The sequence below is a fragment of the Actinoallomurus acanthiterrae genome (genome assembly GCF_054775715.1).
In genome coordinates this window covers 5,653,882-5,678,442 of record NZ_BAAHCO010000001.1, presented here as the reverse complement: position 1 = coordinate 5,678,442, position 24,561 = coordinate 5,653,882, and the positions used below count along the sequence as shown (strand labels likewise).

General features: G+C 71.7%; 24 protein-coding genes and 2 pseudogenes. 11 read left to right on the top strand and 15 right to left on the bottom strand.

Going from position 1 to position 24,561, the window contains the following annotated elements:
* The first annotated feature begins 124 nt into the window (after positions 1-124).
* Positions 125-1,492, top strand: a complete 1,368-nt coding sequence (locus ACYVF7_RS26900; RefSeq protein ID WP_460346209.1) for a nitrate/nitrite transporter — start codon at positions 125-127, stop codon at positions 1,490-1,492.
* 112 nt (positions 1,493-1,604) lie between these two features.
* Here the strand turns inward: ACYVF7_RS26900 and ACYVF7_RS26895 are convergent, their stop codons facing one another.
* Complete coding sequence (locus ACYVF7_RS26895) at positions 1,605-2,600, bottom strand: RNA polymerase subunit sigma-70 (protein ID WP_460346207.1); 996 nt, start codon at positions 2,598-2,600, stop codon at positions 1,605-1,607.
* Positions 2,601-2,748: 148 nt separating this feature from the next.
* Here ACYVF7_RS26895 and ACYVF7_RS26890 point away from each other — a divergent pair, with 148 nt between their 5' ends.
* On the top strand, positions 2,749-4,581 hold the full coding sequence (locus ACYVF7_RS26890; protein WP_460346205.1) for a RelA/SpoT family protein: 1,833 nt from the start codon (positions 2,749-2,751) through the stop codon (positions 4,579-4,581).
* A 3-nt stretch (positions 4,582-4,584) separates the two neighbouring features.
* Here ACYVF7_RS26890 and ACYVF7_RS26885 read toward each other — a convergent pair whose 3' ends face one another.
* From ACYVF7_RS26885 to ACYVF7_RS26845, 9 genes and pseudogenes are all read right to left on the bottom strand, one after another.
* On the bottom strand, positions 4,585-5,373 hold the full coding sequence (locus ACYVF7_RS26885; RefSeq protein ID WP_460346203.1) for a M48 family metalloprotease: 789 nt from the start codon (positions 5,371-5,373) through the stop codon (positions 4,585-4,587).
* Positions 5,374-5,456: 83 nt separating this feature from the next.
* Entirely contained in the window at positions 5,457-7,046 is a 1,590-nt protein-coding gene (locus ACYVF7_RS26880) for an acyl-CoA carboxylase subunit beta (protein ID WP_460346201.1), read from the bottom strand.
* Between the two features lie 192 nt (positions 7,047-7,238).
* The gene (locus ACYVF7_RS26875) at positions 7,239-7,556 is read right to left on the bottom strand and encodes a PfkB family carbohydrate kinase (RefSeq protein WP_460358134.1); all 318 of its coding nucleotides are present in this window, start codon (positions 7,554-7,556) and stop codon (positions 7,239-7,241) included.
* Between the two features lie 62 nt (positions 7,557-7,618).
* A pseudogene (locus ACYVF7_RS26870) lies at positions 7,619-8,179 on the bottom strand (1-phosphofructokinase family hexose kinase); the annotation flags it as partial.
* Positions 8,176-8,976, bottom strand: coding sequence for a DeoR/GlpR family DNA-binding transcription regulator (locus ACYVF7_RS26865; RefSeq protein ID WP_460346199.1), 801 nt, complete (start codon positions 8,974-8,976; stop codon positions 8,176-8,178). The gene ACYVF7_RS26865 and the pseudogene ACYVF7_RS26870, both read right to left, overlap by 4 nt.
* Positions 8,977-9,003: 27 nt before the next feature.
* A complete protein-coding gene (locus ACYVF7_RS26860; protein ID WP_460346197.1) occupies positions 9,004-9,984 on the bottom strand; it encodes an ABC transporter substrate-binding protein in 981 nt (326 codons plus the stop codon).
* A gap of 17 nt (positions 9,985-10,001) precedes the next feature.
* A complete protein-coding gene (locus ACYVF7_RS26855; protein ID WP_460346195.1) occupies positions 10,002-11,033 on the bottom strand; it encodes an ABC transporter permease in 1,032 nt (343 codons plus the stop codon).
* On the bottom strand, positions 11,030-11,794 hold the full coding sequence (locus ACYVF7_RS26850) for an ATP-binding cassette domain-containing protein (protein WP_460346193.1): 765 nt from the start codon (positions 11,792-11,794) through the stop codon (positions 11,030-11,032). The genes ACYVF7_RS26855 and ACYVF7_RS26850 overlap by 4 nt, the downstream gene beginning before the upstream one ends.
* On the bottom strand, positions 11,791-13,110 hold the full coding sequence (locus ACYVF7_RS26845) for an FGGY-family carbohydrate kinase (RefSeq protein WP_460346191.1): 1,320 nt from the start codon (positions 13,108-13,110) through the stop codon (positions 11,791-11,793). The genes ACYVF7_RS26850 and ACYVF7_RS26845 overlap by 4 nt, the downstream gene beginning before the upstream one ends.
* Positions 13,111-13,236: 126 nt before the next feature.
* Here ACYVF7_RS26845 and ACYVF7_RS26840 point away from each other — a divergent pair, with 126 nt between their 5' ends.
* Positions 13,237-14,085, top strand: coding sequence for a class II fructose-bisphosphate aldolase (locus ACYVF7_RS26840; RefSeq protein WP_460346189.1), 849 nt, complete (start codon positions 13,237-13,239; stop codon positions 14,083-14,085).
* A 48-nt stretch (positions 14,086-14,133) separates the two neighbouring features.
* Here the strand turns inward: ACYVF7_RS26840 and ACYVF7_RS26835 are convergent, their stop codons facing one another.
* Both ACYVF7_RS26835 and ACYVF7_RS26830 read right to left on the bottom strand, forming a co-directional pair.
* Positions 14,134-14,496: a nuclear transport factor 2 family protein gene (locus ACYVF7_RS26835; protein WP_460346187.1), complete on the bottom strand. Its 363-nt coding sequence runs from the start codon at positions 14,494-14,496 to the stop codon at positions 14,134-14,136.
* A gap of 80 nt (positions 14,497-14,576) precedes the next feature.
* On the bottom strand, positions 14,577-15,992 hold the full coding sequence (locus ACYVF7_RS26830) for an MDR family MFS transporter (protein ID WP_460346186.1): 1,416 nt from the start codon (positions 15,990-15,992) through the stop codon (positions 14,577-14,579).
* 88 nt (positions 15,993-16,080) lie between these two features.
* Here ACYVF7_RS26830 and ACYVF7_RS26825 point away from each other — a divergent pair, with 88 nt between their 5' ends.
* From ACYVF7_RS26825 to ACYVF7_RS26815, 3 genes are read left to right on the top strand one after another with little or no spacing between them, the layout of a single operon-like run.
* Positions 16,081-16,338 (top strand): TetR family transcriptional regulator, encoded by a 258-nt coding sequence (locus ACYVF7_RS26825; RefSeq protein WP_460358133.1) that lies wholly within the window; start codon positions 16,081-16,083, stop codon positions 16,336-16,338.
* Positions 16,227-16,676 carry a TetR-like C-terminal domain-containing protein gene (locus ACYVF7_RS26820; RefSeq protein WP_460358130.1) on the top strand — a complete coding sequence of 150 codons (450 nt, stop codon included), beginning with the start codon at positions 16,227-16,229 and terminating at the stop codon, positions 16,674-16,676. The genes ACYVF7_RS26825 and ACYVF7_RS26820 overlap by 112 nt, the downstream gene beginning before the upstream one ends.
* A gap of 47 nt (positions 16,677-16,723) precedes the next feature.
* Complete coding sequence (locus tag ACYVF7_RS26815; protein WP_460346184.1) at positions 16,724-17,308, top strand: TetR/AcrR family transcriptional regulator; 585 nt, start codon at positions 16,724-16,726, stop codon at positions 17,306-17,308.
* Positions 17,309-17,330: 22 nt separating this feature from the next.
* On the opposite strand, the gene ACYVF7_RS26810 is transcribed toward ACYVF7_RS26815, so the two are convergent.
* Together ACYVF7_RS26810 and ACYVF7_RS26805 are read right to left on the bottom strand one after the other, a co-directional pair.
* A complete protein-coding gene (locus ACYVF7_RS26810) occupies positions 17,331-18,176 on the bottom strand; it encodes an NAD(P)-dependent oxidoreductase (protein ID WP_460346182.1) in 846 nt (281 codons plus the stop codon).
* Positions 18,177-18,245: 69 nt separating this feature from the next.
* Positions 18,246-18,827 (bottom strand): TetR/AcrR family transcriptional regulator, encoded by a 582-nt coding sequence (locus ACYVF7_RS26805; RefSeq protein ID WP_460346180.1) that lies wholly within the window; start codon positions 18,825-18,827, stop codon positions 18,246-18,248.
* A gap of 117 nt (positions 18,828-18,944) precedes the next feature.
* Between ACYVF7_RS26805 and ACYVF7_RS26800 the strand changes: the two genes are divergently transcribed.
* The 5 genes from ACYVF7_RS26800 to ACYVF7_RS26780 all read left to right on the top strand — a co-directional run bounded on the left by ACYVF7_RS26800 (position 18,945) and on the right by ACYVF7_RS26780 (position 23,177).
* Positions 18,945-19,769 carry a serine hydrolase gene (locus tag ACYVF7_RS26800; RefSeq protein WP_460346178.1) on the top strand — a complete coding sequence of 275 codons (825 nt, stop codon included), beginning with the start codon at positions 18,945-18,947 and terminating at the stop codon, positions 19,767-19,769.
* 27 nt (positions 19,770-19,796) lie between these two features.
* Positions 19,797-20,411: an NlpC/P60 family protein gene (locus ACYVF7_RS26795; RefSeq protein WP_460346176.1), complete on the top strand. Its 615-nt coding sequence runs from the start codon at positions 19,797-19,799 to the stop codon at positions 20,409-20,411.
* 82 nt (positions 20,412-20,493) lie between these two features.
* Positions 20,494-20,763 carry a hypothetical protein gene (locus tag ACYVF7_RS26790; protein WP_460346174.1) on the top strand — a complete coding sequence of 90 codons (270 nt, stop codon included), beginning with the start codon at positions 20,494-20,496 and terminating at the stop codon, positions 20,761-20,763.
* A gap of 12 nt (positions 20,764-20,775) precedes the next feature.
* Positions 20,776-22,578 carry a glutamine--fructose-6-phosphate transaminase (isomerizing) gene (gene glmS, locus ACYVF7_RS26785; protein WP_460346172.1) on the top strand — a complete coding sequence of 601 codons (1,803 nt, stop codon included), beginning with the start codon at positions 20,776-20,778 and terminating at the stop codon, positions 22,576-22,578.
* On the top strand, positions 22,578-23,177 hold the full coding sequence (locus tag ACYVF7_RS26780) for a LysE family translocator (RefSeq protein ID WP_460346170.1): 600 nt from the start codon (positions 22,578-22,580) through the stop codon (positions 23,175-23,177). The genes glmS and ACYVF7_RS26780 overlap by 1 nt, the downstream gene beginning before the upstream one ends.
* 6 nt (positions 23,178-23,183) lie before the next feature.
* Here the strand turns inward: ACYVF7_RS26780 and rho are convergent.
* A pseudogene (rho, locus tag ACYVF7_RS26775) lies at positions 23,184-24,311 on the bottom strand (transcription termination factor Rho); the annotation flags it as partial.
* Between the last annotated feature and the right edge of the window lie 250 nt (positions 24,312-24,561).

The window sequence follows — 24,561 nt, the reverse complement described above, 5'->3', positions numbered from 1 at the left end:
CATGTTCTCACAACGAGCCCCGCATCGGGTGCAGGGAAGTTATCACTGCCGCATTACGCGACACACACCGAGGAAACGGGCTGCTCCTAGCTTCGGCACAGCACCCCAGCCAGGAGGAACCCGAATGACGACCATCGAACAAAGCCATCCCGGCACCGGCACCGCCGGGCGCCGGTGGATCGCGGACTGGCAACCGGAGGACCACGACTTCTGGAAGGTGGCCGGGGCCAAGGTCGCACGGCGCAACCTCATCTTCTCGATCTTCTCCGAGCACATCGGGTTCTCGGTGTGGTCGCTCTGGTCGGTGATGGTCCTGTTCCTCGGCCCCGCGTACCACATCGATCCGGCCGGGAAATTCCTGCTCACGACGCTTCCAACGGCCGTCGGAGCGGCGCTGCGCCTGCCGTACACCTTCGCCGTCGCGAAGTTCGGCGGCCGCAACTGGACGGTCTTCAGCGCGAGCCTGCTGCTGGTGCCCGCCGTGCTGGCCGCCATCGTCGTCAAGCCCGGCGTCTCCTATTCGACGCTCCTGATCACCGCCACGATCGCGGGAGTCGGCGGCGGGAACTTCGCCTCTTCAATGGCCAACATCAACGCCTTCTACCCGCAGCGGCTCAAGGGATGGGCGCTGGGACTGAACGCGGGTGGCGGCAACGTCGGCGTCGCGATCGTCCAACTCGTCGGCCTGCTCGTTCTCGCCACCGCCGGTAAGGACCACCCGCGGCTCGTCGTCGGCGTCTACATCCCGCTGATCGTGCTCGCCGCCCTCGGCGCCGCGCTGTACATGGACAACCTTGCCAACATGACCAATGACAAGCGGGCGATGAGGGACGCCTGCAAGGATGGTCACACCTGGGTCATGTCACTCCTGTACATCGGCACCTTCGGTTCGTTCATCGGATTCGGCTTCGCCTTCGGGCAGGTGCTGGTGGTCCAGTTCAAGGCCGACTTCGACACCCCGGTCAAGGCGGCCTACCTGACCTTCCTCGGCCCATTGCTGGGGTCGATGATCAGGCCGATCGGTGGCCGGCTGGCGGATCGGATCGGCGGCGCGAAGGTGACCTTCTGGAACTTCGCGGCCATGGCGCTCAGCGCCGCGCTCGTGCTCACCGCGTCGATCCAGAAGTCGCTCCCCCTGTTCGTGGCCGGCTTCGTCCTCCTATTCGTCTTCAGCGGCATCGGCAACGGCTCGACCTACAAGATGATCCCCGCGATCTTCCGGGCGAAGGCGAAGCTGCGGATCACCGAGGGCGGAGACGCGGCAACACACGAAGCTGAGGCACGCCGCCTGTCCGGCGGCCTGATCGGCATCGCGGCCTCCGTCGGCGCGTTCGGCGGCGTGCTAGTGAACATCGCGTTTCGCCAGTCCTTCCTGACCTACAAGACGGGGAACGCGGCGTACATCGGCTTCATCGCCTTCTACGTCCTCTGCCTCGTCGTGACCTGGGCCGTCTACCTGCGCCGCTCTCCGCACAAACTGCCGGGCATCTGACCTGGGCCGCTCCACGGCGCCGTCCCGCCACTGGCGGGACGGCGCCGTGGTCGTCCCGGTCCTCTCCTTCAGCCGTACGGAGACCAGGGTCCACCGGAACCGCTCGGTGCCATCACAACGTGGGCGGGAGACCGAAGGCCTGGAACAGCGCCGGGCCGAACGTCGTGATCTCCCTGATCCGGCCGTCCTCGACCCGCAGGACGTCGAACTTGAACGCCCGGTACTCCGAGTCGCCCGGCCGGCGCAGGTAGCTCGCGGCGGTCGGCATCCGATTGGCCGACGTCGCGACGAGACGCCAGTCGCCCTCGCGGTCCTCCCCGAACGCCCGCTCGAGCAGCGGCGCGATCGCCGCCAGGCCCTCGTAGCAGACGGGGTGCGGCGGCATCGTGATACGCAGGTCCTCGGACGCGATCGCGATCGCCGCGGCGGCGTCGCACCGCTCGTGCGCGTCGATGAACCGCTCGAGCAAGGCGCGTTCCGTCCCGCTGAGCTCCCCCGCGGACCACTCGCTACGTCGCGCCGGCAGCTGCCGCTGCATCGTGGCACGAGCCCGCTGCAGCGCGCTGTTGGCCGACGCGACACTCGTGTCCATCAGCTCCGCCGTCTCCGCCGCCGACCTGCCGAGCACGTCGCGGGCGATGAACGTCGCGCGCTGTCGCGGTGGCAGCGCCTGCAGGGCCGCGACGAACGCCAGCTCGATCGTCTCCCGCTCGACGGCGACCGCGTCGGGCCCCTCATCGGCGGGCGCGGCCTCGTCGAGCAGGCCGTCCGGGTACGGCTGCAGCCACGGCACCTCGGCGAAGGAGGACACGGCCGTACGGCGTGATCCGCGCCGGAGCTGGTCGAGGCAGACGTTGGTCGCGATCCGGTAGAGCCAGGCGCGGAACAGCGTGCTGCCGTCGAAACCCTCTCTGCCCCGCCACGCCCGCAGGAACGTCTCCTGCACGGCGTCCTCCGCCTCGTCGAAGGAGGCCAGCATCCGGTAACAGTGGACGTGTAGCTCCCGCCGGTGCCGCTCGGTCAGGGCGGCGAACGCCGGCTCGTCGCCCGCGACGGCCGCCGCGATCTCATCACTCGCGCTCATCACTTCGGAGACCTTGTCGCTCACGCTCATCATCATGCCGGGGGCGGTCATGCCGCGCTGCCACGCCCAGGGAATCACGGCCGCGCCGGCGGGTATCGGGTGAAGGGGAGGCGCGCCGCGGCGAAGGCGTGTTGGATGATGCGGAGGACCGAGCATCGGCGAGGGCGGGCGGATGGGTGAGGAGTCGATCGGCAAGGCGGCGACGGCCGGCGGTCCGCGCCGTGCCCACCGCCTCTGCCGGTTAAGCCAATTGACCGACCCGGCGGGGTTCTTCCGCCGGGACCGTGAGGATCTCGCGGCCGATCCGCTGGTCGCCGCGCACAGGGCGCACTTCCCCAAGGCCGACGTACGGCGGTTGCGGTACGCCTACACGGTGGCCGAGCGGTACCACCGCGGGCAGACCCGTAAGTCCGGTGCGCCGTACGTGACGCATCCGCTCGCGGTCGCGCTCATCCTGGCCGATCTGGGCATGGACACCACCACCCTGGCCGCCGCGCTGCTGCACGACACGGTCGAGGACACCGACCTGACGCTGGGCCAGGTGCACGCCGAGTTCGGCGAGGAGGTCGCCGTCCTGGTCGACGGCGTGACCAAGCTGGACGGCTCCAAGTGGGGCGACCGGGCGGAGGCCGAGACGTTCCGGAAGATCATCCTGGCGGCCGCCGACGACCTCCGTGTCCTGGTGATCAAACTCGCCGATCGGGTGCACAACCTGCGGACCCTGCGGTTCCATTCGAAGCCGGACAAGCGCCGGCGGATCGCTCGGGCGTCCCTGGAGTTGTTCGTGCCGTTCGCCGAACGGCTGGGCATCTACGTGTTCAAGCGCGAGATGGAGGACGTCGCCTTCGCGTGCCTGCACCCGGAGGGGTACGAGCGCACCCGTGACGCGGTCGCCGGCAGCGCCACCGACCGCGCCGCCCGGCTCGACCCGCTGCTCGAACAGCTGCGCGAGGCCCTCACCGCCGCGCGCTTGAAAGCACGGGTGGTCTCCCGGGACCGGCACCTGTACTCCCTGCACCAGGACGGCCGCACGCCGCCGATCGGCCCGGCCGATCCGCCTCGGATGGGCGAGGCGGCGCGGCTCACCGTGCTCGTCGACGGCGACGCCGCCGACTGCTACGTCGCGCTCGGGGCGATCCATGGGCTGTGGCGGCCGATGCCGGGCCGGATGAAGGACTTCATCGCGCTGCCGAAGTACAACATGTACCAGTCGCTGCACACGTCGGTGGTCACCGGCGGTGGCGAGGTCCTGGAGCTGGCGGTCCGCACTCCGCAGATGCACCGGATCGCCGAGTACGGCATCATCAGCCAGATCCAGGACGCCGCCCAGGCGTCCGGCACCCACGCCCGCCAGGCCGCGCACCGGGCCGACCTGCAGTGGCTGCGGAACCTGCTCGCCTGGCAGGCGCACGCCCCCTCGGCGGAGTTCCTCGACAGCCTGCGGGTGGACCTGCGCAGCGCCGGGATCGTGACCTTCACCCAGGCCGGGGACGTCGTCCCGCTCCCGGCCGGCGCGACCGCCATCGACTTCGCCTACGCGCTCGACACCGACACCGGCCACCGCGCCGTCGGCGCTCTCGCCAACGGGCGCCTGTCCCCGATGACGGCGCCGCTCGAAGACGGTCAGGTGGTGGAGATCCTCACCGCGGGCGAGGCCGGGTCCGGCCCGCCCGAGGTGTGGCTGGAATCCGCCCGCACCGGACACGCCCGCGTCCACATCGCCCAGTGGCTCGCCGACCAGCACACCGAGACCACCGGGCTCGCCGGACGGCGGCTGGTCGCCGACGCGCTCGCCGCCCGCGGGGAGAACGTCCTGGACCTGGAGGGTGACGGCACGATGCTGCAACTGGGCGCCGAACTGGGCTATCCGAACCTGGAGACGCTGTACGCGGCAGTGGCCGCCGACACCGTCCCCGTCGACGAGCTCACCCGCCGCCTGACGGTTCTGCGGCAGCGCGAGGCCGAAGAGGCCGCCCGCCTGCAGGAGGACGGCCCAGGCGAATGACGGTCACCGGCCCCGGTCGGCTCGGCAGACCGCACGTCGGCGGCTCGGCGAGGGATACGTGAGCAGCGACCGGAAGGTCCGGATCGGGTTCCGGGGAGTACGCCGGTGTGCGGCCTCGATGAGCGAGAACGCCTGCTCGGCCGCTGCCGTCCCGGCCCAGCGGGCGCCCAGCCGGTCACAGTCCAGCTCCATGGCCCGGTTGAGCACGGCGACGGCCACGACGACCGCCGCCGCTCCGATCACGGCGGCCGGCGGCCAGATCGCCGCGAGGGCGATCCAGCAGATGAGGAGCGACATCGTCGTGGCCGGCCGCCGGACCTGGTCGTACCGCGCCAGATGAGCGCACTCGTGGGCGACCATGAATCGGGCGGCCTCCGGCCGGAGCGGAAGGCTCTCGTGGACGAGCAGGATCGCATGCCCGCCGGCGCGGAAACTGCGCGTGAACCCTCCAACGGAGCCCACCCGCACGGTCACCCGGCGCACTCCGCTCGGCGTGACGGCACTCAGAACGGCCGCACCGACGGCGTCCGCGGGGACCGTACGGTAGCGGCCGTCCCCCAGCAGCTGCCGTAGCCGGACCGCCCGGATGGCCGGCCCGAGAGCGAAGACGACGAGCTGCGCGACCGGCAGGACGGCCAGCGTGACAAGGCCGCCCGGCCCGGTCGAGCCGGCGACAGCGGCGACCGACAGCCCGAACGCCCCGCAGCACCAGGCCGACCAGCGCCCGCGTCCCGGCATCGACTTCGCCGGCCGGTCACCGACCAGGCCGCTCAGATCTCCGTCGACGGACATGCTCTACTCCCTGAGCGGCGCGGCCATGGGGACTACCGGGATGCCCGCAGAGTAATCGACCGGGCTTGCCGGCGCCCGGGGGCCTAAGGACGGGTCCCGAAGGAGGGCGGGCCGGTGAGCTCGGGCAGGATCCGGTACGCGTCGCGCACCCAGGCGCACAGCAGTGGCCTGCTGTCGCGCGGGTCGATCAGGTCCTGGACGCCGAACCGCTCGGCGGTACGGAACGGCGAGGCGATCGCGGCGAGCGTCCGCCGGATCCGTTCGATCTCGGCCTCCGGGTCCTCGGCCTGTTCGAGCTGCGCGCGGAACGCCGCCGCGATCCCGCCCTGGAGCGGCAGCGAGCCCCAGTCGCCCGACGGCCAGGCCCAGCTCCGGCCGGCCTGGTGCCGGTTGACGATCCCGGCGCCGCCGACGCCGTACACCCGGCGCAGGATCAGCTCCGCCTGTGGCACTCGCGCCTGGTAGACGGCCGTGATGGCGCGGGCGCCTGCCCGGATCGTGCCGCGCTCCTCGGCGACCCGTCCGATCGTCATGCCGCCCTGGTCGGTGAGGCTGACGATCGGGAGGTGGAACGTCTCGCACAGGTCGACGAGGCGCGTGATCGCCTGGGCGCCCTCGACCGACATGGTGGTGCCCCGGTACGGGTCGGTGGCGAGGACGCCGACGGGATGGCCGTCGAGCCGGGCGAGCGCGGTGACGGTCGCGCCGCCGTACTCCGCGTAGCGGAACACCGATCCACGATCGAAGATCGCTTCCATGATCGGCCCGACCCGGTACGGGCGCCGGGCGTCACGCGGAACCGCACTCAGCAGCGACTCCTCGCGGCGATCGGCCGGATCGCCGGAGGGGACCACCGGCGGCAGCTCGTACACGCTGCCCGGCAGGTACCCCAGGAAGCCGCGGATGACGGCGAAGGCGTCCTCCTCGGTCGCCACGAACCGCTCGATCGTGCCGTTGCGGCGGTGGACGGCCGCCCCGCCGAGCTCCTCCTTCGTGAGGTCCTCGCCGGTCCCGCCGCGAACGACGGGCGGCCCGGCGGTGAACAGCTGGCCGATGCCCTCGACCATGACGGCCAGATGGGACATGACCAGGCGTGCCGCGCCCAACCCGACCGTCGGGCCCAGGCACGCCGCCACGACCGGAACGAGCGAGAGGTTGCCGACCACGGCGTCCCACGCCGGATTGACCGGAAGATAGCTGTAGCCCGCCTCCTGGGCCATCTTGACGCTGCCGCCGCCGCTCGCGCCGTCCAGCAGCCGGATGATCGGCAGGCGCATCCGCCCGGCGTACTCCTCCGCGTAGATCTGCTTGGCGTGGATCGCCGCGTCACCCGAGCCGCCGCGCACGGTGAAGTCGTCCGCGCCGAGCAGCACGGGACGCCCGTCGACGCGCGCGGTACCGGCGACGAAGTTCGCCGGCAGGAATGAGGTGAGCCGGCCGTCGTCGGCGTGGCCGGCGAAGCCGGTCAGCGCCCCGATCTCAGCGAAGCTGCCCGGATCGACGAGCCGGTCGACGCGTTCCCGTACGGTGAGCCGGCCCGACTCGTGCTGGCGCCGCACCTTCGACGGCCCGCCCATGCGCCGCGCCAGCGACCGGCGATGGCGGATCTCTTCGACCTCGGGCGTCCAGTCCTCCGGCCCGCTAGAGGTCCCTTGATCGTCCGCTTCGCTCACCTGAGCCTCCCTCGGTCCGGCCGGACGTTCGAGCGACGCGCATACCGACCAGACGGTATGTAAACGGCGATCCGGATGGCAAGGGTCACCGGCAGCCCGCCGGCGTGGGCGTCGTCGACCCGGAGCCGACGCCGTCTGCCCGTCCGCCCGGGTCGTGCTCAGGCGAAGAGCGTCATCGGGAGCAGGAATCCGTCACGAGTGGTGCAATCGGCGCCGGGTCTCGACGCGGTCGTGCAGGATGACGTCGCCGGTGCGGTCCTCGTCGTCGGTTCGCAGCACGGTGCCCGGCTGCCGTACGGCGGCGGCCGACCAGCCGAGCGCGGACCGCAGCGCCTCCGGTCCCTTCCCCCCGGCCGCCAGGAATCCCGCCAGCAGGGCGTCGCCCGCGCCGACGGTGCTCCGGGTCTCCGCGACGTACGCTTCTCCATGCACGGCGCCGTCCTCGTCGACGAGCACCGCACCGTCCGCCCCGAGACTGGCCAGGACCGACCGCGCGCCCCGTTTCCGCAGGTCATGGGCTGCGGCGAGGGCGTCGCCCAGGGTCTCGACCGGCCGGCCGCCGCCTCGGCGAGCTCGTGGACGTTCGGTTTGATCAGGTCCGGTCCGGCCGCCAGCACGGCGGCGAGCGGCGGTCCCGAGCCGTCCACGGCGATACGGGCCGGGGTACGGCGGGCGGCGCCCACCAGCTCGGCGTAGAAGCCGGCGGGTGCGCCGACCGGGAGGCTCCCGCAGCCGACGATCCATTCTGCCCGCTCCCCGATCGTGACGACCGCGTCGATCAGGGCCTTCAACTCGGCGTCCGACAGCTCCGGGCCGGGCTCGTTCACCTTGGTGACCGTGCCGTCCGGTTCGAGGACGCTGACGTTGCTGCGGATCTCCCCGTCGATCGGGACGGCGACATAGTCCAGCCCCGCAGCCCGCAGCATCGTCTCCAGGCGCGCTCCCTCGACGCCGCCGATGGGAAGGACGGCGCGGCTCGCGTATCCATGGCCGCACAGGGCCAGGGCGACATTGACCCCTTTGCCGCTGGGCTCGCTCCAGCTGCTGCCGGCCCGCATGACGGCGCCGTGCTCCAGCCGCTCCACGGTGAGGGTCCGGTCCACGCTCGGGTTCGGCGTGACGGTCACGATCATGCGCGCACCACTTTCACTCCCGCGTCCTCAAGCCGGCGGACCTCCGCGTCGGGCATGCCGGCATCGGTGATCAGAAGGTCGATGTCGCTCAGGTCGCCGTACTTGAAGAGGCTGATCCGGCCGAGCTTGCTGTGGTCGGCGAGCAGGACGCGGCGGCGGGCGACCTTGAGCATCAGCCGCTTCACCGTCGCCTCGGACTCGTCCGGCGTCCGCAGGCCGTCGTCGACGGTGAATCCGTTGGTGCCGAGGAACGCCACGTCCACGCGGAGTTCCGACAGGGCGCGGACGGCCCAGTTGTCGACCTCGGCGAACGTACGGCTGCGCACCCGCCCGCCGAGGGTGTGGACGGTCAGGCGCGGCCGGGTGGCCAGCGTCAGCGCGATCGTCAGAGTGTTGGTGAACACCGCCAGGTCGCGGTCGGCGGGCATCACGTCGGCGAGACAGCCCGTCGTCGACCCGGCGTCGATCAACACGGCGCCCTCAAGGGGCACCTCGGCCAGGGCCGCGCGCGCGATCCGGTGCTTCTCGTCGGTGTACTCGGTCCGGGCCGCGACCGCCGGCTCGAACGACAGGTCCTCCACCGCCACCGCCCCGCCGTGCACGCGGTGCAGCAGCCCCTGGCGCTCGAGCTCGGTGAGGTCCTTGCGGATCGTCTCGGTCGACACATCGAGGCTGTCGGCCATGTCCGTGACGTCGATACGTCCGGCGCTGCGCAGCGTCTGGAGCAGGATCTGGCGGCGCTGCGCGGCGTACGGAGGACGTCCGGCTCGCCGGCCGGGATCACCAGTCGGTTCCACCGTCGGTCCCTTCCCTTCTCAGGTGATCTAGCAAGAGGTCTTGTAGACGGCCTGACGGCCGGTCTCGCTCGACAAGACATCCTTAGTGATCGTCGTGGTCGTTGTCCCGATTTCGGCGTTGGGCTTACGACCGGTCAGGGACGCGACGAGCTGGTCGACCGCCTGGACGCCGATCTGGTACGGCTGCTGGGCGATGAGAGCCTGCACGTCACCGCGCTGCAGCTGCTGTACCTGGACGGGGCCCGCGTCGAAGCCGACGACCTTGACCTTGTCCTGCTTTCCGGCGTTGCGCAGCCCGGTGGCGGCGCCCTCGGCGGCGAACTGGTTGGTCGCGAACACGCCGGTCAGGTCGGGGTTGGCCGCCAGGGTGGCGGTGACGATCGACGTGGCCTTGGCCGGGCTGTTGTCGTTGACCTGCGCGCCCAGGTACTTGATGTTCGGGTACTTCTTGATCTGCTCTTCGAAGCCGTGCTGCCGGTCGTCCGAGGTGGAGGCGCCCGCCTTGAAAGCGATCACCAGCACCTTCCCCTTCTGGCCGATGAGCTTGGCCAGGGCGTCCGCGGCCGCGGCGCCGCCCGCGCGGTTGTCGGTCGACACGCTGGACTCCGCGAGGCCGTCCTGCGCGAGCTTGGTGTCGACCAGGCCGATCTTGATGCCGGCCTGCTTGGCCCGCAGCAGCGGCGGCACCATCGCCTTCGCGTCGGTCGGTGCGATGAGCATCCCGGCCGGCTTCTTGGCGATGACACCGTTGACGATCGGGGTCTGCAGCGACGCGTCGAACTGCTGCGGCGCCTGCATGTCCACCTTGAGGCCGCTCTTGGCGGCCTCGGCCTGGATGCCGCACTGCATCGTGATGTAGAAGCTGTCGCCGGAGACGCCGGGGACGAAGGAGATCGTCTTGCCCTTGATGCTCCCGCCGGTCGTGCCGGCCCCGGCTCCGCCGCTGCTGCAGGCGGACAGGCCGAGCGCCAGTGCCGCCCCGGCTCCGAGCCACGTGATGGTCCGCATGGTTCCTCCTGAATTATCTAGGGCCGTTCTCGGGCGGCCCGTCGCATCTGGTCGAGGTAGACGGCGGCGATCAGCACCACGCCGACCGCGACCTGCTGCCAGAACGCCTGGACGCCGAGCACGACGAAGCCGTTCTGCAGCACGGTGGGGATGAAGACGCCGATGACGGTGCCGATCATGGTTCCGCGGCCGCCGAACAGGCTCGTGCCGCCGATCACCACCGCCGCGATGGTGGAGAGGTTGTCGGTGGCGTGGCCGCCGAGCGTCGTCGTGGCGAAGCGCGCCAGTGACAGGTATCCGGCGAGGCCTGCCAGCAGGCCCGCGACGGCGTACACCTTGATGAGGTGGCGGGAGGCGGCCACGCCCGTACGGCGCAGTGCCTCCCGGTTCGAACCGGCCGCGTAGGTGTAGCGGCCGAACCGCGTCTGCGACAGGACGATCCCACCGATCACCGCCATGGCAAGGGCGATCACCACGAGCCAGGGCACCCCGGCGACCGTGCCGGAGCCCACGCTGAGGACGAGGTTGAACGGCACGTCTCGTACGTCCACGCCGTTCGTGATGAGCAGCGCGGCGCCCTGGGAGGCGCCCATCGTGCCGAGCGTGACGATGAGGGCGGGGATCCGTGCCTTCGCCACCAGGAAGCCGTTGACCAGCCCCCACGCCAGGCCGGCCACCATGCCGGCGAGCAGGCCGAGCAGCAGGACGCCGACCGACTGCCCGCCGAGCGCCTGCATGACCTTCGCGGAGATGACGCCCGCGAAGACCAGCACGCCGCTCACCGACAGGTCGATACCGGCGGTGAGGATGACGTACGTGGCGCCGACCGCCAGGACGAGCAGGACGGACGCGTCCGACGCGATGTTGACGAGGTTGGCCGTGGTCGGAAAGGCGTGTGGCCGCAGGATCGAGAAGACCGCGCAGAGGATCACCAGTGCGCCGAAGATCCGGCCGGTCTCGCTCCGGCGCAGGCGGTCCGCCACGGACCGCCAGGAGCGGTCCGGCGTCGGCCGCTCCTGGTCGACGGGCCGGGAGTCGACGGTCGTCATGCGGCACGCTCCTCTGCTGTTCCGCTGGTCATCGCGGCGACGAGGTCTTCGACGGTGGCCTCGGCCGCGTTGAACGTGGCCACCCGGGCGCCGAGACGCAGGACCTCGACCCGGTCCGCGACCTCGAGCACCTGGGGCATGTTGTGGCTGATCAGCACGACGGCGATCCCCGCGTCGCGGACCCGGCGGACCAGTTCGAGCACCTGCCGGGTCTGCACGACGCCGAGGGCGGCGGTCGGCTCGTCCATGAAGATCACGCGGCGTGCCCACATCGCCGCCCGCGCCACCGCGACGCTCTGTCGCTGGCCACCGGACAGGGCGGCGACCGGCGCGGCGGTGTCCTTCAGCCGTACGCCGAGACGCTCCATCTCGCTCGCGGTGTCACGCGCCATCGCGCGCTTGTCGAGGAAGCCGAGGCGGCCGAGAAGGCCGGGCCGGAGGACCTCGCGGCCGAGGAAGAGGTTGGCCGCCGGGTCGAGATCGGAGGCGAGCGCGAGGTCCTGGTAGACGGTCTCGATGCCGAGGTCGCGGGCCGCGTGCGGGCTGTCGAGCCGTACCGGCGAACCCTCGACGAGGATCTGCCCGGCGTTCGGCTGATCGGCGCCAGAGAGGATCTTCACCAGCGTGCTCTTGCCGGCGCCGTTGTCGCCGATGAACGCCACGATCTCTCCCTCGTGCACCGTGAAGTCGGCGCCGCGCAGGGCATGCACCTGGCCGAAGCTCCTCTCGATGCCCCGGGCCTCGAGCAGTGGATGGGTCATTGATTCCTCCCGGTGAGCAGGCCCGCCGCGCGGCCGGCCAGCAGTGCGGCACCGCGCGCGCCGGCCTGCACGGCCGTGCTGCGGCGGGCGTTGCCGAAGGCGCGGCGGCGCAGTTCGACCATCGCCTCGCTGTTGGACCAGCCGCCGGTCATCACGATGCCGCCGTGATCGCCGGCGGCGTCGGTCACGACCTTCTGCAGTGCCGCCACCTGCGTGGTGGCCTCGTCGAGCGCGGCCCGCCACACGGCCGCGGGTGAGACCTCCCGGCCCGCGCCGGTGATCGTCGCGGTGCCGTCCTCGGCGAGCCGTACGCGCAGCGCCCCGGGGTCCGTCCGCAGCGCGGCGCGGTCGAGTCCGGGGAGTTCGTCGCGGCCGAGGCCGAGCAGCCGCAGGACGTGCTGGAGCAGCAGGCCGCCACGCGTGGCGCCGAGCACGGACAGCCGGTCGGGCAGGACGTGCCGGCCGACCGTGACGCCGTGGCGTGTCAGCTCGACCACCGCGAGGTCGGGCAGCGGGGCGGGCACGGTGCGGACCAACGCCTCGGCCGTCCCGCAGGAGTCGAGGACGTCGCCGTCGCCGGTGGCCTCGGCACCCACCGCCGCCGCGAGGTGGTCGTGGCCGGCGAGAGTGAGCACCGCGCCGGCCAGCCGGTCGCCGGCGCGGTCCCCCGTGGCCTTCCCGAGCGGCGTCCCCGCTCGCACCAACGGCGGGAGCAGTGCCGGGTCCAGGCCCGACCACTCCACCGCCGGCGTCCACCAGTTCCCGTCGCGCAGGTGGAACCAGCCCGTACGGGACGCGAGGGAGTACTCCGACGCGGGCTCGCCGCCGAGCGCGTACACGACCCACTCGGCGACGTTGAGCCTCCGGACGGCGCGCTCGATCCCGGTGTCGTTGTCGCGCAGCCATCGGTGCTTGGTCAGCGACCACTGGGTGCCGAGCGGAAGACCGGTCGCCGCGGCGAACGTCTCCGCGCCGTGCTCTTCGCCCAGCCGCCGGGCCTGTTCTCCGTCCCGGCTGTCGTGCCAGGCGATGAGCGGCGCGACGGGCCGGTCGTCCCGGCCGAGGTACACCCCGGCCTCGGCCATGCTCGCCACGCCCAGCGCGGCGATGCGGCCGTCCGGCGCCGACGCCAGCGCGCCGTCGAGGGCGGTGCGCACCGCGGCGAGGACCCGCGCGGGGTCCGTCTCGGTGCCCTGGGGAGTACTGCTCCAGGTCAGCGTGGCGCTTCCGTGGGTGACCTCCCGTCCGTCGGCCGTGCACACGGCGACTTTCACGGAGCTGGTCCCCACGTCGACGCCTACCAGCAGGTCAGGCACGTGAGCCACCATCCAGGGTTGGATTTCGTCCTGGTTAATTGGAGATTACATGGTTATAGTTGGGATTCATTGGAAACGTCAAGAGTCCGCACGTCAGCGGATGGTTCATGAGGAGAGGCCGCCCCCGTGTCACTGACCCCCACCGGCGACCTGGTCGCCACGGCACGCCAGGCCGGAGAAGGTGTCGGGGCCTTCAACGTGATCACCATCGAGCACGCCGAAGGCGTCGTGGCCGGCGCGGAGTCCGCCGGCGTCCCCGCGATCCTGCAGATCAGCCAGAACGCGGTCCGCTACCGCCAGAACCGCGTGGAGCCCCTGGCGGCCGCCTGCGCGCTGATCGCCGAGGCGGCCGGCGTGCCGATCGCCCTGCACCTCGACCATGTCGACGACCCGGATCTGCTGCACCGCGCCGCCGACGCGGGATTCGGATCGGTGATGTTCGACGCCTCACACCTGGACTACGCCGACAACCTGGCGGCCACCCGGTCGGCGGCGGCCTGGGCGCACGACAACGGCCTGTGGATCGAGGCGGAGCTCGGGGAGGTCGGCGGCAAGGACGGCGTGCACTCCCCGACGGCGCGCACGGACCCGGGCGAGGCCGTCGCGTACGTGTCCGGCACCGGCGTCGACGCACTCGCCGTCGCCGTCGGCAGCTCGCACGCCATGACCGCCAAGAGCGCGAGCCTGGACATCGAGCTGGTCGGCAGGTTGCGCGCCGCCGTGCCGGTCCCCCTCGTCCTGCACGGCTCCAGCGGCGTCCTGGAAGACGACCTGCGCCGGGCCGTCGCCGCCGGGCTCACGAAGATCAACGTCGGCACCCAGCTGAACGTGGCGTTCACCGGCGCGGTGCGCCGGAAGCTCGCGGACCCCGCGCGCACCGACCCTCGCAAGTACCTTCAGCCCGCCCGCGACGCGGTGGCCGAGACCGTCGCGGACGTCCTGAGCGTCATCTCCGGCCGTCGGGCACCACACTGATCGGGACGACCGGCGTCGTGACGGGCGGTGTTCGTCCGCCCGTCCGGATCATCCTTCGGCGAAGAGCGGTGCCAGGTCGATGAAGATGCGGTAGTCCTCGATGAGGCCGTCGTCCCGGTTCGAGCGGTAGATCGTCACGGCCGGGACGGTGACCGTGCTGCCGTCCTTGCGGGTATAGGTCACGTTCGACTCGGCGATCGTCGCGGGGCCCTGCTCCCACTGCTCGACGCTCTCATGCGACACGCCCGCGATGCTGCTGAAGAACGAGGCCCACGCGTCAGATACGGCCTGGCGGCCGTGGACGGGCTCTGAGTTGCCGAAGCGCATGACGATGTCCTCGGCCAGATGCACGGAGTACCGGTCGGGGTCCATGGAGTCGATGTCGTCGAACAGGTTCTTACGGGCGGGCATGGGCGCTCCTCCGTTGCCTCGGCGGTACGTGGCCCAGTGTCCCAAGATCGTCCGCTCGGCGCGGCGAAATCCGGCATGACTCACGCGTCCTCAGAGCGGGTGGGGAGCCAGAGCGCGAGCACGATCGCCACGGCGGTGAATCCGATCGACCACCAGAACGCGACGTCGAACGCTCTCGCCCGGCCCGCCGGGCCGCCGTCGGCGTGGGCCGCGATGGAGCGTTGCAGGACCACCGCCAGGACGGCCGTGCCGAAGGATCCCCCGACCTGCTGCGCCGTACGGGTGATGATGCTCGCGTGGGGCACCGCGGCGCGGTCGAGTCCCAGGTAGGCGCCGGCCATGACGGGGCCCGTCACGGCGCTCAGGCCCACCCCGCGGACGATGAGTGCCGCGACCAGCCACCATTCGCGGGTCCCGGTGGTGACGACGGCGAACGGTACGGTGGCGGCCGCGACGAGGACGAGTCCGGCGAATGCCACCCACCGTGGGCCGATCCGGTCGGTGAGGACACCGGCCGGCCCCCGGCTGGCGAGCGCGCCGACGCCCTGGGCGGCGATCAGCAGGCCCGCGGTGAACGCGTCCTGCCCCCGCACCTGCTGGAAGTACAGCGGGACGAGCAGCATGGCGCCGTACAGCGCGAAACCCGACAGGAAGAGCAGGCCTCCGGCGGCGCTGAACGAGGTGACGCGGAACAGCCGTACGTCCACGAGGGCGTCATCGCCGACGACCGACGCCCGGACGGCGAAGACCGTGATCAGCGCGGCGCCGGCCGCCAGCGGGACGAGCACGGAGGCGTGCCCGAAGCCGCCGTCCCTGCCGACCTGGGCCAGGCCGTACACGACGGCGGCGATGCCGGGTGACAGCAGGGCGAGACCGACGCCGTCGAGGCGTGACCTCCGGGTGGCCGGAAAGTCCGGCATCAGCCGCCAGGCCAGGACGAGGCCGGCGACGCAGAAGGGGACGTTCACCCAGAAGATCCAGCGCCAGCCCAGGTGCCCGATGATCAGACCGCCGGCCATCGGCCCGAGGATGGGCCCCAGGAGGGCCGGGAACGAGATCAGCGCGGTGACACGGCCGAGCGACCGGCCGCCCGCTGCCTGGAAGAGCAGCGTCTGAAGGACGGGCAGCATCAGGCCGCCGCCGGCGCCCTGCACGATCCGGCACGCGATGAGGGCGGAGGCGTTCCAGGCGAGGCTCGCGCCGACCGAGCCCACGAGGAAGATCGCGAGTGCGCCGAGCCAGACGTTCTTGCCGCCCCACCGGTCGACGAGCCAGCCGGTGACCGGGACGGCCATCCCGAGCGCGAGGAGGTAGCCGGTGGTCACCCACTGGATGGTGGAGACGGCGGCGTGCAGCTCGCCGCCGAGCGTGTCGAGGGCGACGTTGACGATCGTGGTGTCGAAGACCACGGCGAGCACACCGACGAGCAGGACGAGTGCGAGCCGGGCGAAGGCCGGATCCAGGCGTTCCCTGGCCGGCGCGGGAGTGGCGGACATGGCGGTTCCCCAGAGATGGAAATAAGATACGCCTCTGTATCTACATCGAGATCCGGCTCGCCGTCAATAAGATACGGATGTGTACCTAATGGACCGTCATGCCTCCTCGCGCCGCCGCGGACAGGAGTTGGAGGACGCGCTGCTCGACGCGGCCTGGGAGGAACTGGCCGAGGTCGGGTACGGCCGGTTCACGATCGAAGGTGTGGCGGCCCGGGCCGGACCAGCCGGCCGGTCATCTACCGCCGCTGGCCGACCCGGTCGGATCTCGCCGTCGCCGCCGTACGGCACCACGGCGCCAAGGACCCGGTCTCGACGCCCGACACGGGCTCGGTCCGCGAGGACCTGATCGAGCTGCTGCGCAGAGCCTCGTCGCACCGGGCCGAGCTCGCCGCCCTGTTCAGCGTGCAGATGGGCGAGTACTTCTCCGAGACGGGCAAGAGCCCACAGGACCTCCGCCAGGAGCTGCTGAGCGGCAGGCGTCAGCCGTTCGGCGTCGACGAGGTACTGCGCCGGGGGATCGAGCGCGGCGAGGTCGACCCGGACCGGCTGACCCGGCGGATCGCGGAGCTGCCGACCGACCTCCTCCGCCACGAACTGCTGATGACCCTGCAACCGGCGCCCGACGCGACGATCACGGAGATCGTCGACGACATCTTCCTCCCGCTCGTGCGAACCCGCGACTGACCACCACCATATTTGACCGATCGATCTGAAATGGCTAGCGTCCTTACGTGGCGAGGACCAAGGAGTTCGATCCGGACGCCGTGCTGCAGAAGGCGATGGAGCTGTTCTGGGAACGCGGGTACGAGGCGACGTCGATGGCCGACCTCGTCGAGCATCTCGGCATCGCGCGGGCGAGCATCTACGCCACCTTCGGCGGCAAGCACGACCTCTACGTCAAGGCGTACGAACGCTACGTGCAGAGCCGCGATCCCAACGTCGTTGAGATGCTCTCCCAGCCGGGTCCCGCCCTGCCCGCCGTACGGGCGCTGGTGCGCGCCTACGCCGAAGAGTCGGCGACCGACCCGCATCGGCGCGGCTGCATGGTCGTGAACACCGCGGTCGAGCTCGGCGGCCGTGACCCGCAGGCCGCCCGCCGGGTCGAGGCGAGCTGGGACGTCGTGGAGACCGCCCTCACCTCGGCGCTGACCAGGGCTCGGGCCCAGGGTGAGCTGCCGGCGGACAGGGACCCGCGGGCGCTGGCCCGCTTCCTGCTCGTGCTCCTGCAGGGGATGCGGGTGCTCGGCCGCGCCGCTCCCGATCCGGCGCGGCTCCGCGACGCGGCCGAGCAGGCCCTCGCCGCGCTCGAACGATGAGGCCCGGTCCGAGGCCGACCGGTCAGGAGAAGCTCGCGAAGTAGCCGGCGGCCATGTCCTCCTCGCCGTGGCCGGCGAGGGCGGCGCGCCGGAAGCGTTCGCGGGCGGCCTCGATGACGTCCATGCGGACCCCGGCGGAGCGGCCCGCCTCGCCGATCAGACGGGTGTCCTTCTCGGCATTGGTGACGGTGAAGGTCGGCGTGAAGTCGCCGTCGACGATGGCGGCGGCCTTCTGCTGGAGCATGGCGCTGTCCATCGGGCCGGCGCCGACGACGTCGCGGAACGCCTGCGGGTCGACACCCAGGGCCCGTGCCAGGCCGAGCGCCTCGCCGACCCCGGAGATGAGCGTGAGCGCCCAGGTGTTGGTGACGAGCTTGAGCCGGCTGCCCGCCCCGGCGGGGCCGAGCCAGAGCGTCTCCTTGCCGACCGCGTCGAACACCGGCCGCAGGGGTTCCCGCGCGTCGTCCGGGCCGGAGGCGAGGATGATGAGCTGTCCCTGTTCGGCCGGCCGGCGGCTGCCCTGCACGGGCGCGTCGACGAGGACGAGGCCGTGCCGGTCGGCGATCTCGGCGAGGCCGTCGAGGGGGGCGACGCCGACCGTACTCATCTGCGCCCAGATCTGCCCCTCTCGCAGACCCGGCGCGGCCTGTTCCATGGCCTCGCGCACGGCCTCGCCGTCGTTCAGCATCGTGATGATCACATCGGCGCCCTCGGCCGCCTCGGCGGGGGTGTCGGCCACCTTGAGCCCGTCGACGGCCTCGGCCTTCGCGCGCGTACGGTTCCAGGCTCGCAGGTCGAGGCCCGCGGCGAGCAGGTTGCGGGCCATCGCCGCGCCCATGATCCCGGTGCCCAGCAGTGCGACGGTCATCGGTCACTCCCTCTTTCTTGACTGCTCGTTACAGATTTTCGGCGTGAAGAGACCCCGAAGGGCCTCTGGTCACGGCAGCACGGCGAGCGCCGTCTCGACCACACCGGCCAGCCGGCGCCGGTCCGGCCCGGCCTTCGCCATGACGCGCAGACCCTGGATGGCGGTGAGGAAGAAGTCGGCCAGCCGGGGGACGTCGGTATCCGACGGGAGCTCACCGCGCTCGCGCGCCCGCGTCAGCGCGGCGACGATCGACTCGCGGACTCCCCCGAGGGCGTCCACGACGATGCGGCCCGAGACGGCGTCGTGCGGGAGCCGCTCGATCGCGGTGTTCGTCACCAGGCAGCCACGCCGGTCGGCGTCCTCGGCGGCCTCGTCGACCAGGGCGAGCAGCAGGTCGCCGACGACCTTCCGGATCGGGACGTCCCGGTCGAGCCGGCCCGTCATCTTCGCGGACGACATCTCGACGTACCGCCGGAGCGCCACCTCGTACAGCCCGTCCTTGCTGCCGAACGCGGCGTACAGCGAGCCGCGCCCCAGCCCGGTGGCCTCCACGAGGTCCTGGATCGACGTGGCCTCATAGCCCCGCCGCCAGAACAGCTCCATCGCCCGCCGCACCGCCGTGTCGGTGTCGAATTCCCGCGTCCGCGCCATGGCCCGCACGATAGCGCTATCTGTAACGAACGGTCAAGATTTCCTTCGAGCAATGCCGAGACCAGTCGACTACTTTCTGTTAGTATTCCAATGCAGTCCGTCACATCGGTGGGGGTCATGAGAACGCAACGAACGATCGCCGTCATGTCCATGCTCGCCGCCGCGGCGTCACCCCTCCCAGCTGCGGCGGCCGCCCCAATCTGCTCGTCGGACCACTCCCCCGCCCTCGCCGCCCGGCTGTCCGCCGACATCCCCGCGGCGCTCCGGGGCCGTCGCGGGCCCATCGCGGTCGGCGTCTTCGACCGTCCGACGCACACCCGCTGCGGGCTCGCCGCCACGGCGCACTTCCAGTCGGCCAGCGTTGTCAAGGTCACCATCCTGGCCGCGCTACTGCGCCGCGCCGAGGAGGCCCACCGCGGGCTGACCGCCCAGGAGCAGCGGCTGGCCGAGAGCATGATCACGCGGTCGGACAACGCGGCCGCGAGCGCGCTGTGGGACGAGGTGGGACAAGCGGGCATCCGGCACTTCCTGGCCCTCGCCGGGATGACCGACACCCGGATCGACGCGTCCGGCTACTGGGGGAAGACACAGATCACCGCCGGCGACCAGCTGATCCTCCTGAAGCTCCTGACGTTCAGCGGCACCACGGCGCTCGGCGCCGCCTCGCGGGCATACGTCCTCCGGCTGATGGCCGCCGTAGTTCCGGGCCAGCGCTGGGGCACCCCGGCCGGCGCCCCCGCGGGGGTGAACGTCCACGTCAAGAACGGCTGGGTCGATCGGTCCGACGGCGCCGGATGGCGGGTCAACAGCCTCGGCGCGTTCGACGGCCACGGCAAGGACTACCAGATCGTCGTGCTCACCCAGGGGAACCCGACGGAGGCGTACGGCCACGAGACCATCGAGGGCGTCGCCCGCGTCATCCACCGCGACCTGGGCTCCTGACGGAAGCTCCCGAGGAAAGGAACGCATATGAGGTACGGCAACCTCGTCGCGCTCGGCGCCGTGGCGGCGCTCGCGACCGCCGTGGCGCCCACCACGCCCGCCGGCGCGAACGGCCCGCTCCCCAACCCCGCGGGCATCGGCCGGCGTCAGGACGGCACGGCGGCGACACCGGCCGCGGCGATGATCCCGACCAAGCGGAGCGTCGCCATCGCCCGCGCCCGGACCTGGCTCACCGCCTGGCACGGCGGCCCGGTGCCCTACAGCCAGACGCAGTACCTGGGCGGCTGGCGCACCGACTGCTCGGGCTACGTCTCCATGGCCTGGAACCTCCGGAACGCGAACGGCACACCGCTCAACCACAACACCGACAGCATGCTGCGCGGCGGGTACGGCACGCCCGGACCGGTCGTGCACCCCATCGCGTGGGGCGACCTGCGGCCGGCGGACGCGATCGGCTTCCTCGGCGCGGGCAGCATCGGCGACGCCGGGCACGTCATGCTCTTCGAGCAGTGGGCCAACCCCGCGCACACCGCGTACTGGGTGTTCGAGCAGGCCGGCGACGGCGGCACCCACCACCGCGTCCACCCGATCACCTACAACCACTACAAGCCGTACCGGTACAACAAGATCCTCGAGGGCTGACCCCTCGCATCGCCGAGAATCCTGCCCGATTCCGGGCAGGATTCTTGCGTTTGTCCGCAGTGGACCGGCAGCATCGACGCTCGTGTCCGGAAACCCCCACGAAGAGCTCGTCGCGCACCTCAGCCGTACCTCGCCGCTGACCCCCGGCGAGGCGGCGCGCGTCGTCGCCGACGTGCTCGCCTACTTCGCCGAGCCCGCCGAGGACTTCGTCCGCCGGCGGCACGCGGAGCTGAAGGCGCGCGGGCTGACCAACGACCGGATATTCGAACGCATCGCCGCCGAGCTGGCGTCGCGGCGGGTGGCTCCCCCCGAGCTCTCGCTGCGCCAGCTCCGCCGGATCGTCTACGGATGAGAAGGAGACCCAATGTGCGGAATCGTGGCCTACGTCGGCCCCAGGGACGCCGTCCCGATCCTGACCGAGGGGCTGGCCCGGCTCGAGTACCGGGGCTACGACTCGGCGGGCCTGGCCGTCGTCGGCCGCTCCGGTGACCTGCGGGTCCGCAAGGCGAAGGTGCGGGTCGGCGAGCTGGCGGCCGACCTGCCCGCCCGGTTCAAGGGTGCCCCGGGCATCGGGCACACCCGCTGGGCCACGCACGGCGAACCGAGCGACCTCAACGCCCACCCGCACGTCGCCGGAACCATCGCCATCGTGCACAACGGCATCATCGAGAACGCCGACGAGCTGCGCGCCGAGCTGGCCGCCGACGGCGTCGTCTTCACGTCCGAGACCGACAGCGAGGTGCTGCCGCACCTGATCGCCCGGTCCGGCGCGGACGAACTGGAGGACGCCGTACGGGAGGCGCTGTCCCGGGTCGTCGGCACGTACGGGATCGCCGTCGTGGACACGCGCCACCCGGACGTGCTGGTCGCCGCCCGCAACGGCAGCCCGGTCGTCCTCGGCATCGGCGAGAAGGAGATGTTCGTCGCCTCCGACGTCGCCGCGCTGGTCCGCTACACGCGGCAGGTGGTGCACCTGGACGACGGCGAGCTGGCGACCGTACGGGCCGACGGGTTCCGCACGTCGACGCTCGACCGGCGGGCGACCCGCAAGGAGCCCTCCGTCATCGAGGCGGAAGAGGCCGCGTACGACGCCGAGGGCTACACGCACTTCATGCGCAAGGAGATTCACGAGCAGCCCGCCGCCGTGGAGCGCACCCTGCGCGGCCGGGTGGACCTGCGGTTCCACACCGCGCATCTCGGCGGCCTGAACCTCGACCCCCGCGAGGCGCGGGAGATCCGCCGCGTCAAGATCCTCGGCTGCGGCTCCGCGTACTACGCCGGGCAGGTCGGCGCGCAGCTCATCGAGGAGCTGGCCCGGATCCCCGCCGACGCCGAGCCCGCCTCGGAGTTCCGCTACCGCAACCCGGTCGTCCAGGCGGACACGCTGTACGTCGCGGTGAGCCAGTCCGGCGAGACGTACGACACCCTCGCCGCCGTCCAGGAGCTGAAGCGCAAGGGCGGACGGGTCCTCGGCGTCGTCAACGCCGTCGGCAGCGCGATCGCCCGCGAGTGCGACGGCGGCGTCTACCTGCACGCCGGCCCGGAGATCGCGGTCGCCTCGACCAAGGCGTACACCTCCACGGCGGTGGTCTTCGCCCTCATCGCGCTGCACCTCGGGCGGATCCACGACCTGTCCCCCGCCGACGGCCGCCGGATCGCCGAGGGCCTGCGCGCCCTGCCCGCGCAGCTCGAGGAGATCCTCAAGCAGGAGGACCGGATCGCCGAGCTCGCGCGGGAGTTCGCCGCCTACCGCAGCATGCTGTTCATCGGGCGGGTGCGCGGCTGGCCGGTCGCCCGGGAGGGCGCGCAGAAGCTCAAGGAGGTGTCCTATGTCCACGCGGAGGCGTACCCGGCAAGCGAGCTCAAGCACGGCCCGCTCGCGCTGGTCAGCCCCGAGCTGCCGGCCGTCGCGGTGGTCCCGGACGACGAGCTGCTGGAGAAGAACCTCTCGACGCTGGGCGAGATCCGCGCGCGGCGCGGCCGGGTGCTGACGGTCGGGCATCGGGAGCTCGGCGACGACGCGATCGTCATCCCGAAGAACGAGCCCGAGCTCGATCCGATCCTGCTGTCGATCCCGCTGCAGCTGCTGGCCTACCACGCGGCCGTGTCGCTCGGGCACGACGTCGACAAGCCCCGCAACCTCGCCAAGAGCGTGACGGTGGAGTGATGGGACTCCTGACGTTCGCGGGGGTCGCGGCGCTGCTCACGCTGGTGCCGGGCCCGGACTCGATACTCGTGCTGCGGACGGCGATCGCGTACGGCCGCCGCGCGGCGTTCATCGCGGCGCTGGGCATCCAGGCGGGCTGCCTGTGGTGGGGCGCTGCGGCCGGGTTCGGCCTGACCGCGGTGCTGGCGGCCTCGCACACGCTGTACACGGTGCTGCGCTGGGCGGGCGCCGCCTACCTTCTCTACCTGGGCGTACGCCTCCTGGTGAGCCGGGAGGAGACGAGCGGGGACGCGGCCGTGTCTCCCGGGCGCGGCTGGTTCCTCCGGGGCCTGCTCACCAACGCGCTCAACCCGAAGGTGGGGGTGTTCTACCTGTCGCTGCTGCCGCAGTTCGTGCCTGCGGGCGCGCCGGTGCTGCCGTGGAGCCTCCTGCTGACATGCGTGCACGTCGCCGAGGGCCTCGCGTGGTGCACGGTGCTGACCGTGCTGGCCGACCGCCTCGGGCGGCTGCTGCGCCGGCCCGCCGTGGGCCGCGTGCTGGACCGGGTCGCGGGCACGGCCTTCCTCGGCTTCGCGCTCCGGCTGGCCCTGCGGCCATGAGGGACGTTATTTGGCGGTCTCCCGCATGACCTGCAGGAGGAACTCCGCGTTGGTCGGCGTGTCGCGCAGCTTGCCGATGAGGAGTTCGGCCGCCTCCTGCGGGCCGAGCGCGTGCAGGAGGCGGCGCAGCCGGCCCACGACCTCCAGCTCCGGCGGGGACATGAGCAGGTCGTCGCGGCGGGTGCTGGATCCGGTGACCTCGACGGCCGGGAAGGTCCGCTTGTCGGCGAGCTCGCGGCTCAGCCGCAGCTCCATGTTGCCGGTGCCCTTGAACTCCTCGAAGAAGACGTCGTCCATGCGGGAGCCGGTCTCGACGAGCACGGACGCGAGGATGGTCAGCGAGCCGCCCTCCTCGATGTTGCGGGCGGCGCCGAGGAACCGGCGCGGAGGGTGGATCGCCGTCGTGGCCACGCCGCCGGCGAGGATCCGGCCGCCGGCGGGCGCGGCGAGGTTGTACGCCCGCCCGAGGCGGGTGATCGAGTCGAGGATGACGACCACGTCGCGGCCGAGTTCGACGAGCCGCTTGGCGCGTTCGATCGCGAGTTCGGCGACGGCGATGTGCTCGGCGGCGGGGCGGTCGAAGGTGGAGTGAACGACCTCCGCGTCGACCGACCGCCGCATGTCGGTGACCTCTTCGGGCCGCTCGTCGACGAGCACGATCATCAGGTGGCATTCGGGATGGTTCGCGCGAATGGCGGTGGCGAGGGCCTTCAGCATCATCGTCTTGCCCGCCTTCGGCGGGGCGACGATGAGCCCGCGCTGTCCTTTTCCGATCGGCGCGATCAGGTCGACGATCCGGCCGGCCAGGTCATTACGCCCGGTCTCCAGACGGAGCCGTTCCTGGGGATACAGCGGTGTCAGCTCGGCGAAATGCGGCCGCTTCGCGGCGTTCTCCGGCGGCAGTCCGTTGACCGTGTCGACACGGACCAGGGCGTTGAATTTCTCCCGTTTGCCGTCCGGGCGCGGGCGCCGCGCCGCCCCTTCGATGAGGTCGCCGGTGCGCAATCCGTGCTTGCGGACCTGCGCGAGGGAGACGTACGCGTCGGCGGGGCCGGAGAGATAGCCGGAGGTCCGGACGAACCCGTGCTTGTCGCCGATCTCCAGGACGCCGGCGACGGGAGTGGCGGGGTCGTCCCGCTCAGCCGGCGCGCGGGGCGGGGCGGTGGTGGTGGTTTCGAGGGTGCTGGTCATGGAATTCCTTTCGAAAAGCGACGCCGTCAGTGCGGCGCGCGAGAAGACGGGGCGGCCGGTCGGCCGCCGTGAACGGGTACGCGAGAGCGGTACCCGATGAGAAGGAGGCCTTTTCGGGGGTGAATCGTCGCCTGCCGGAAAAATCAACGGCGGCGGGGGGACAACGCCCGGACGGGAAAGCGCCTCATCCGAC

Bases quoted from the DNA above. Each gene is read 5' to 3' on its own strand.
- ACYVF7_RS26900 (WP_460346209.1), top strand. From the start codon at position 125: ATGACGACCATCGAACAAAGCCATCCCGGCACCGGCACCGCCGGGCGC.
- ACYVF7_RS26890 (WP_460346205.1), top strand. From the start codon at position 2,749: ATGGGTGAGGAGTCGATCGGCAAGGCGGCGACGGCCGGCGGTCCGCGC.
- ACYVF7_RS26885 (WP_460346203.1), bottom strand. From the start codon at position 5,373: ATGTCCGTCGACGGAGATCTGAGCGGCCTGGTCGGTGACCGGCCGGCG.
- ACYVF7_RS26860 (WP_460346197.1), bottom strand. From the start codon at position 9,984: ATGCGGACCATCACGTGGCTCGGAGCCGGGGCGGCACTGGCGCTCGGC.
- ACYVF7_RS26855 (WP_460346195.1), bottom strand. From the start codon at position 11,033: ATGACGACCGTCGACTCCCGGCCCGTCGACCAGGAGCGGCCGACGCCG.
- ACYVF7_RS26850 (WP_460346193.1), bottom strand. From the start codon at position 11,794: ATGACCCATCCACTGCTCGAGGCCCGGGGCATCGAGAGGAGCTTCGGC.
- ACYVF7_RS26835 (WP_460346187.1), bottom strand. From the start codon at position 14,496: ATGCCCGCCCGTAAGAACCTGTTCGACGACATCGACTCCATGGACCCC.
- ACYVF7_RS26830 (WP_460346186.1), bottom strand. From the start codon at position 15,992: ATGTCCGCCACTCCCGCGCCGGCCAGGGAACGCCTGGATCCGGCCTTC.
- ACYVF7_RS26825 (WP_460358133.1), top strand. From the start codon at position 16,081: ATGGACCGTCATGCCTCCTCGCGCCGCCGCGGACAGGAGTTGGAGGAC.
- ACYVF7_RS26810 (WP_460346182.1), bottom strand. From the start codon at position 18,176: ATGACCGTCGCACTGCTGGGCACCGGGATCATGGGCGCGGCGATGGCC.
- ACYVF7_RS26805 (WP_460346180.1), bottom strand. From the start codon at position 18,827: ATGGCGCGGACGCGGGAATTCGACACCGACACGGCGGTGCGGCGGGCG.
- ACYVF7_RS26800 (WP_460346178.1), top strand. From the start codon at position 18,945: ATGAGAACGCAACGAACGATCGCCGTCATGTCCATGCTCGCCGCCGCG.
- ACYVF7_RS26795 (WP_460346176.1), top strand. From the start codon at position 19,797: ATGAGGTACGGCAACCTCGTCGCGCTCGGCGCCGTGGCGGCGCTCGCG.
- glmS (WP_460346172.1), top strand. From the start codon at position 20,776: ATGTGCGGAATCGTGGCCTACGTCGGCCCCAGGGACGCCGTCCCGATC.
- ACYVF7_RS26780 (WP_460346170.1), top strand. From the start codon at position 22,578: ATGGGACTCCTGACGTTCGCGGGGGTCGCGGCGCTGCTCACGCTGGTG.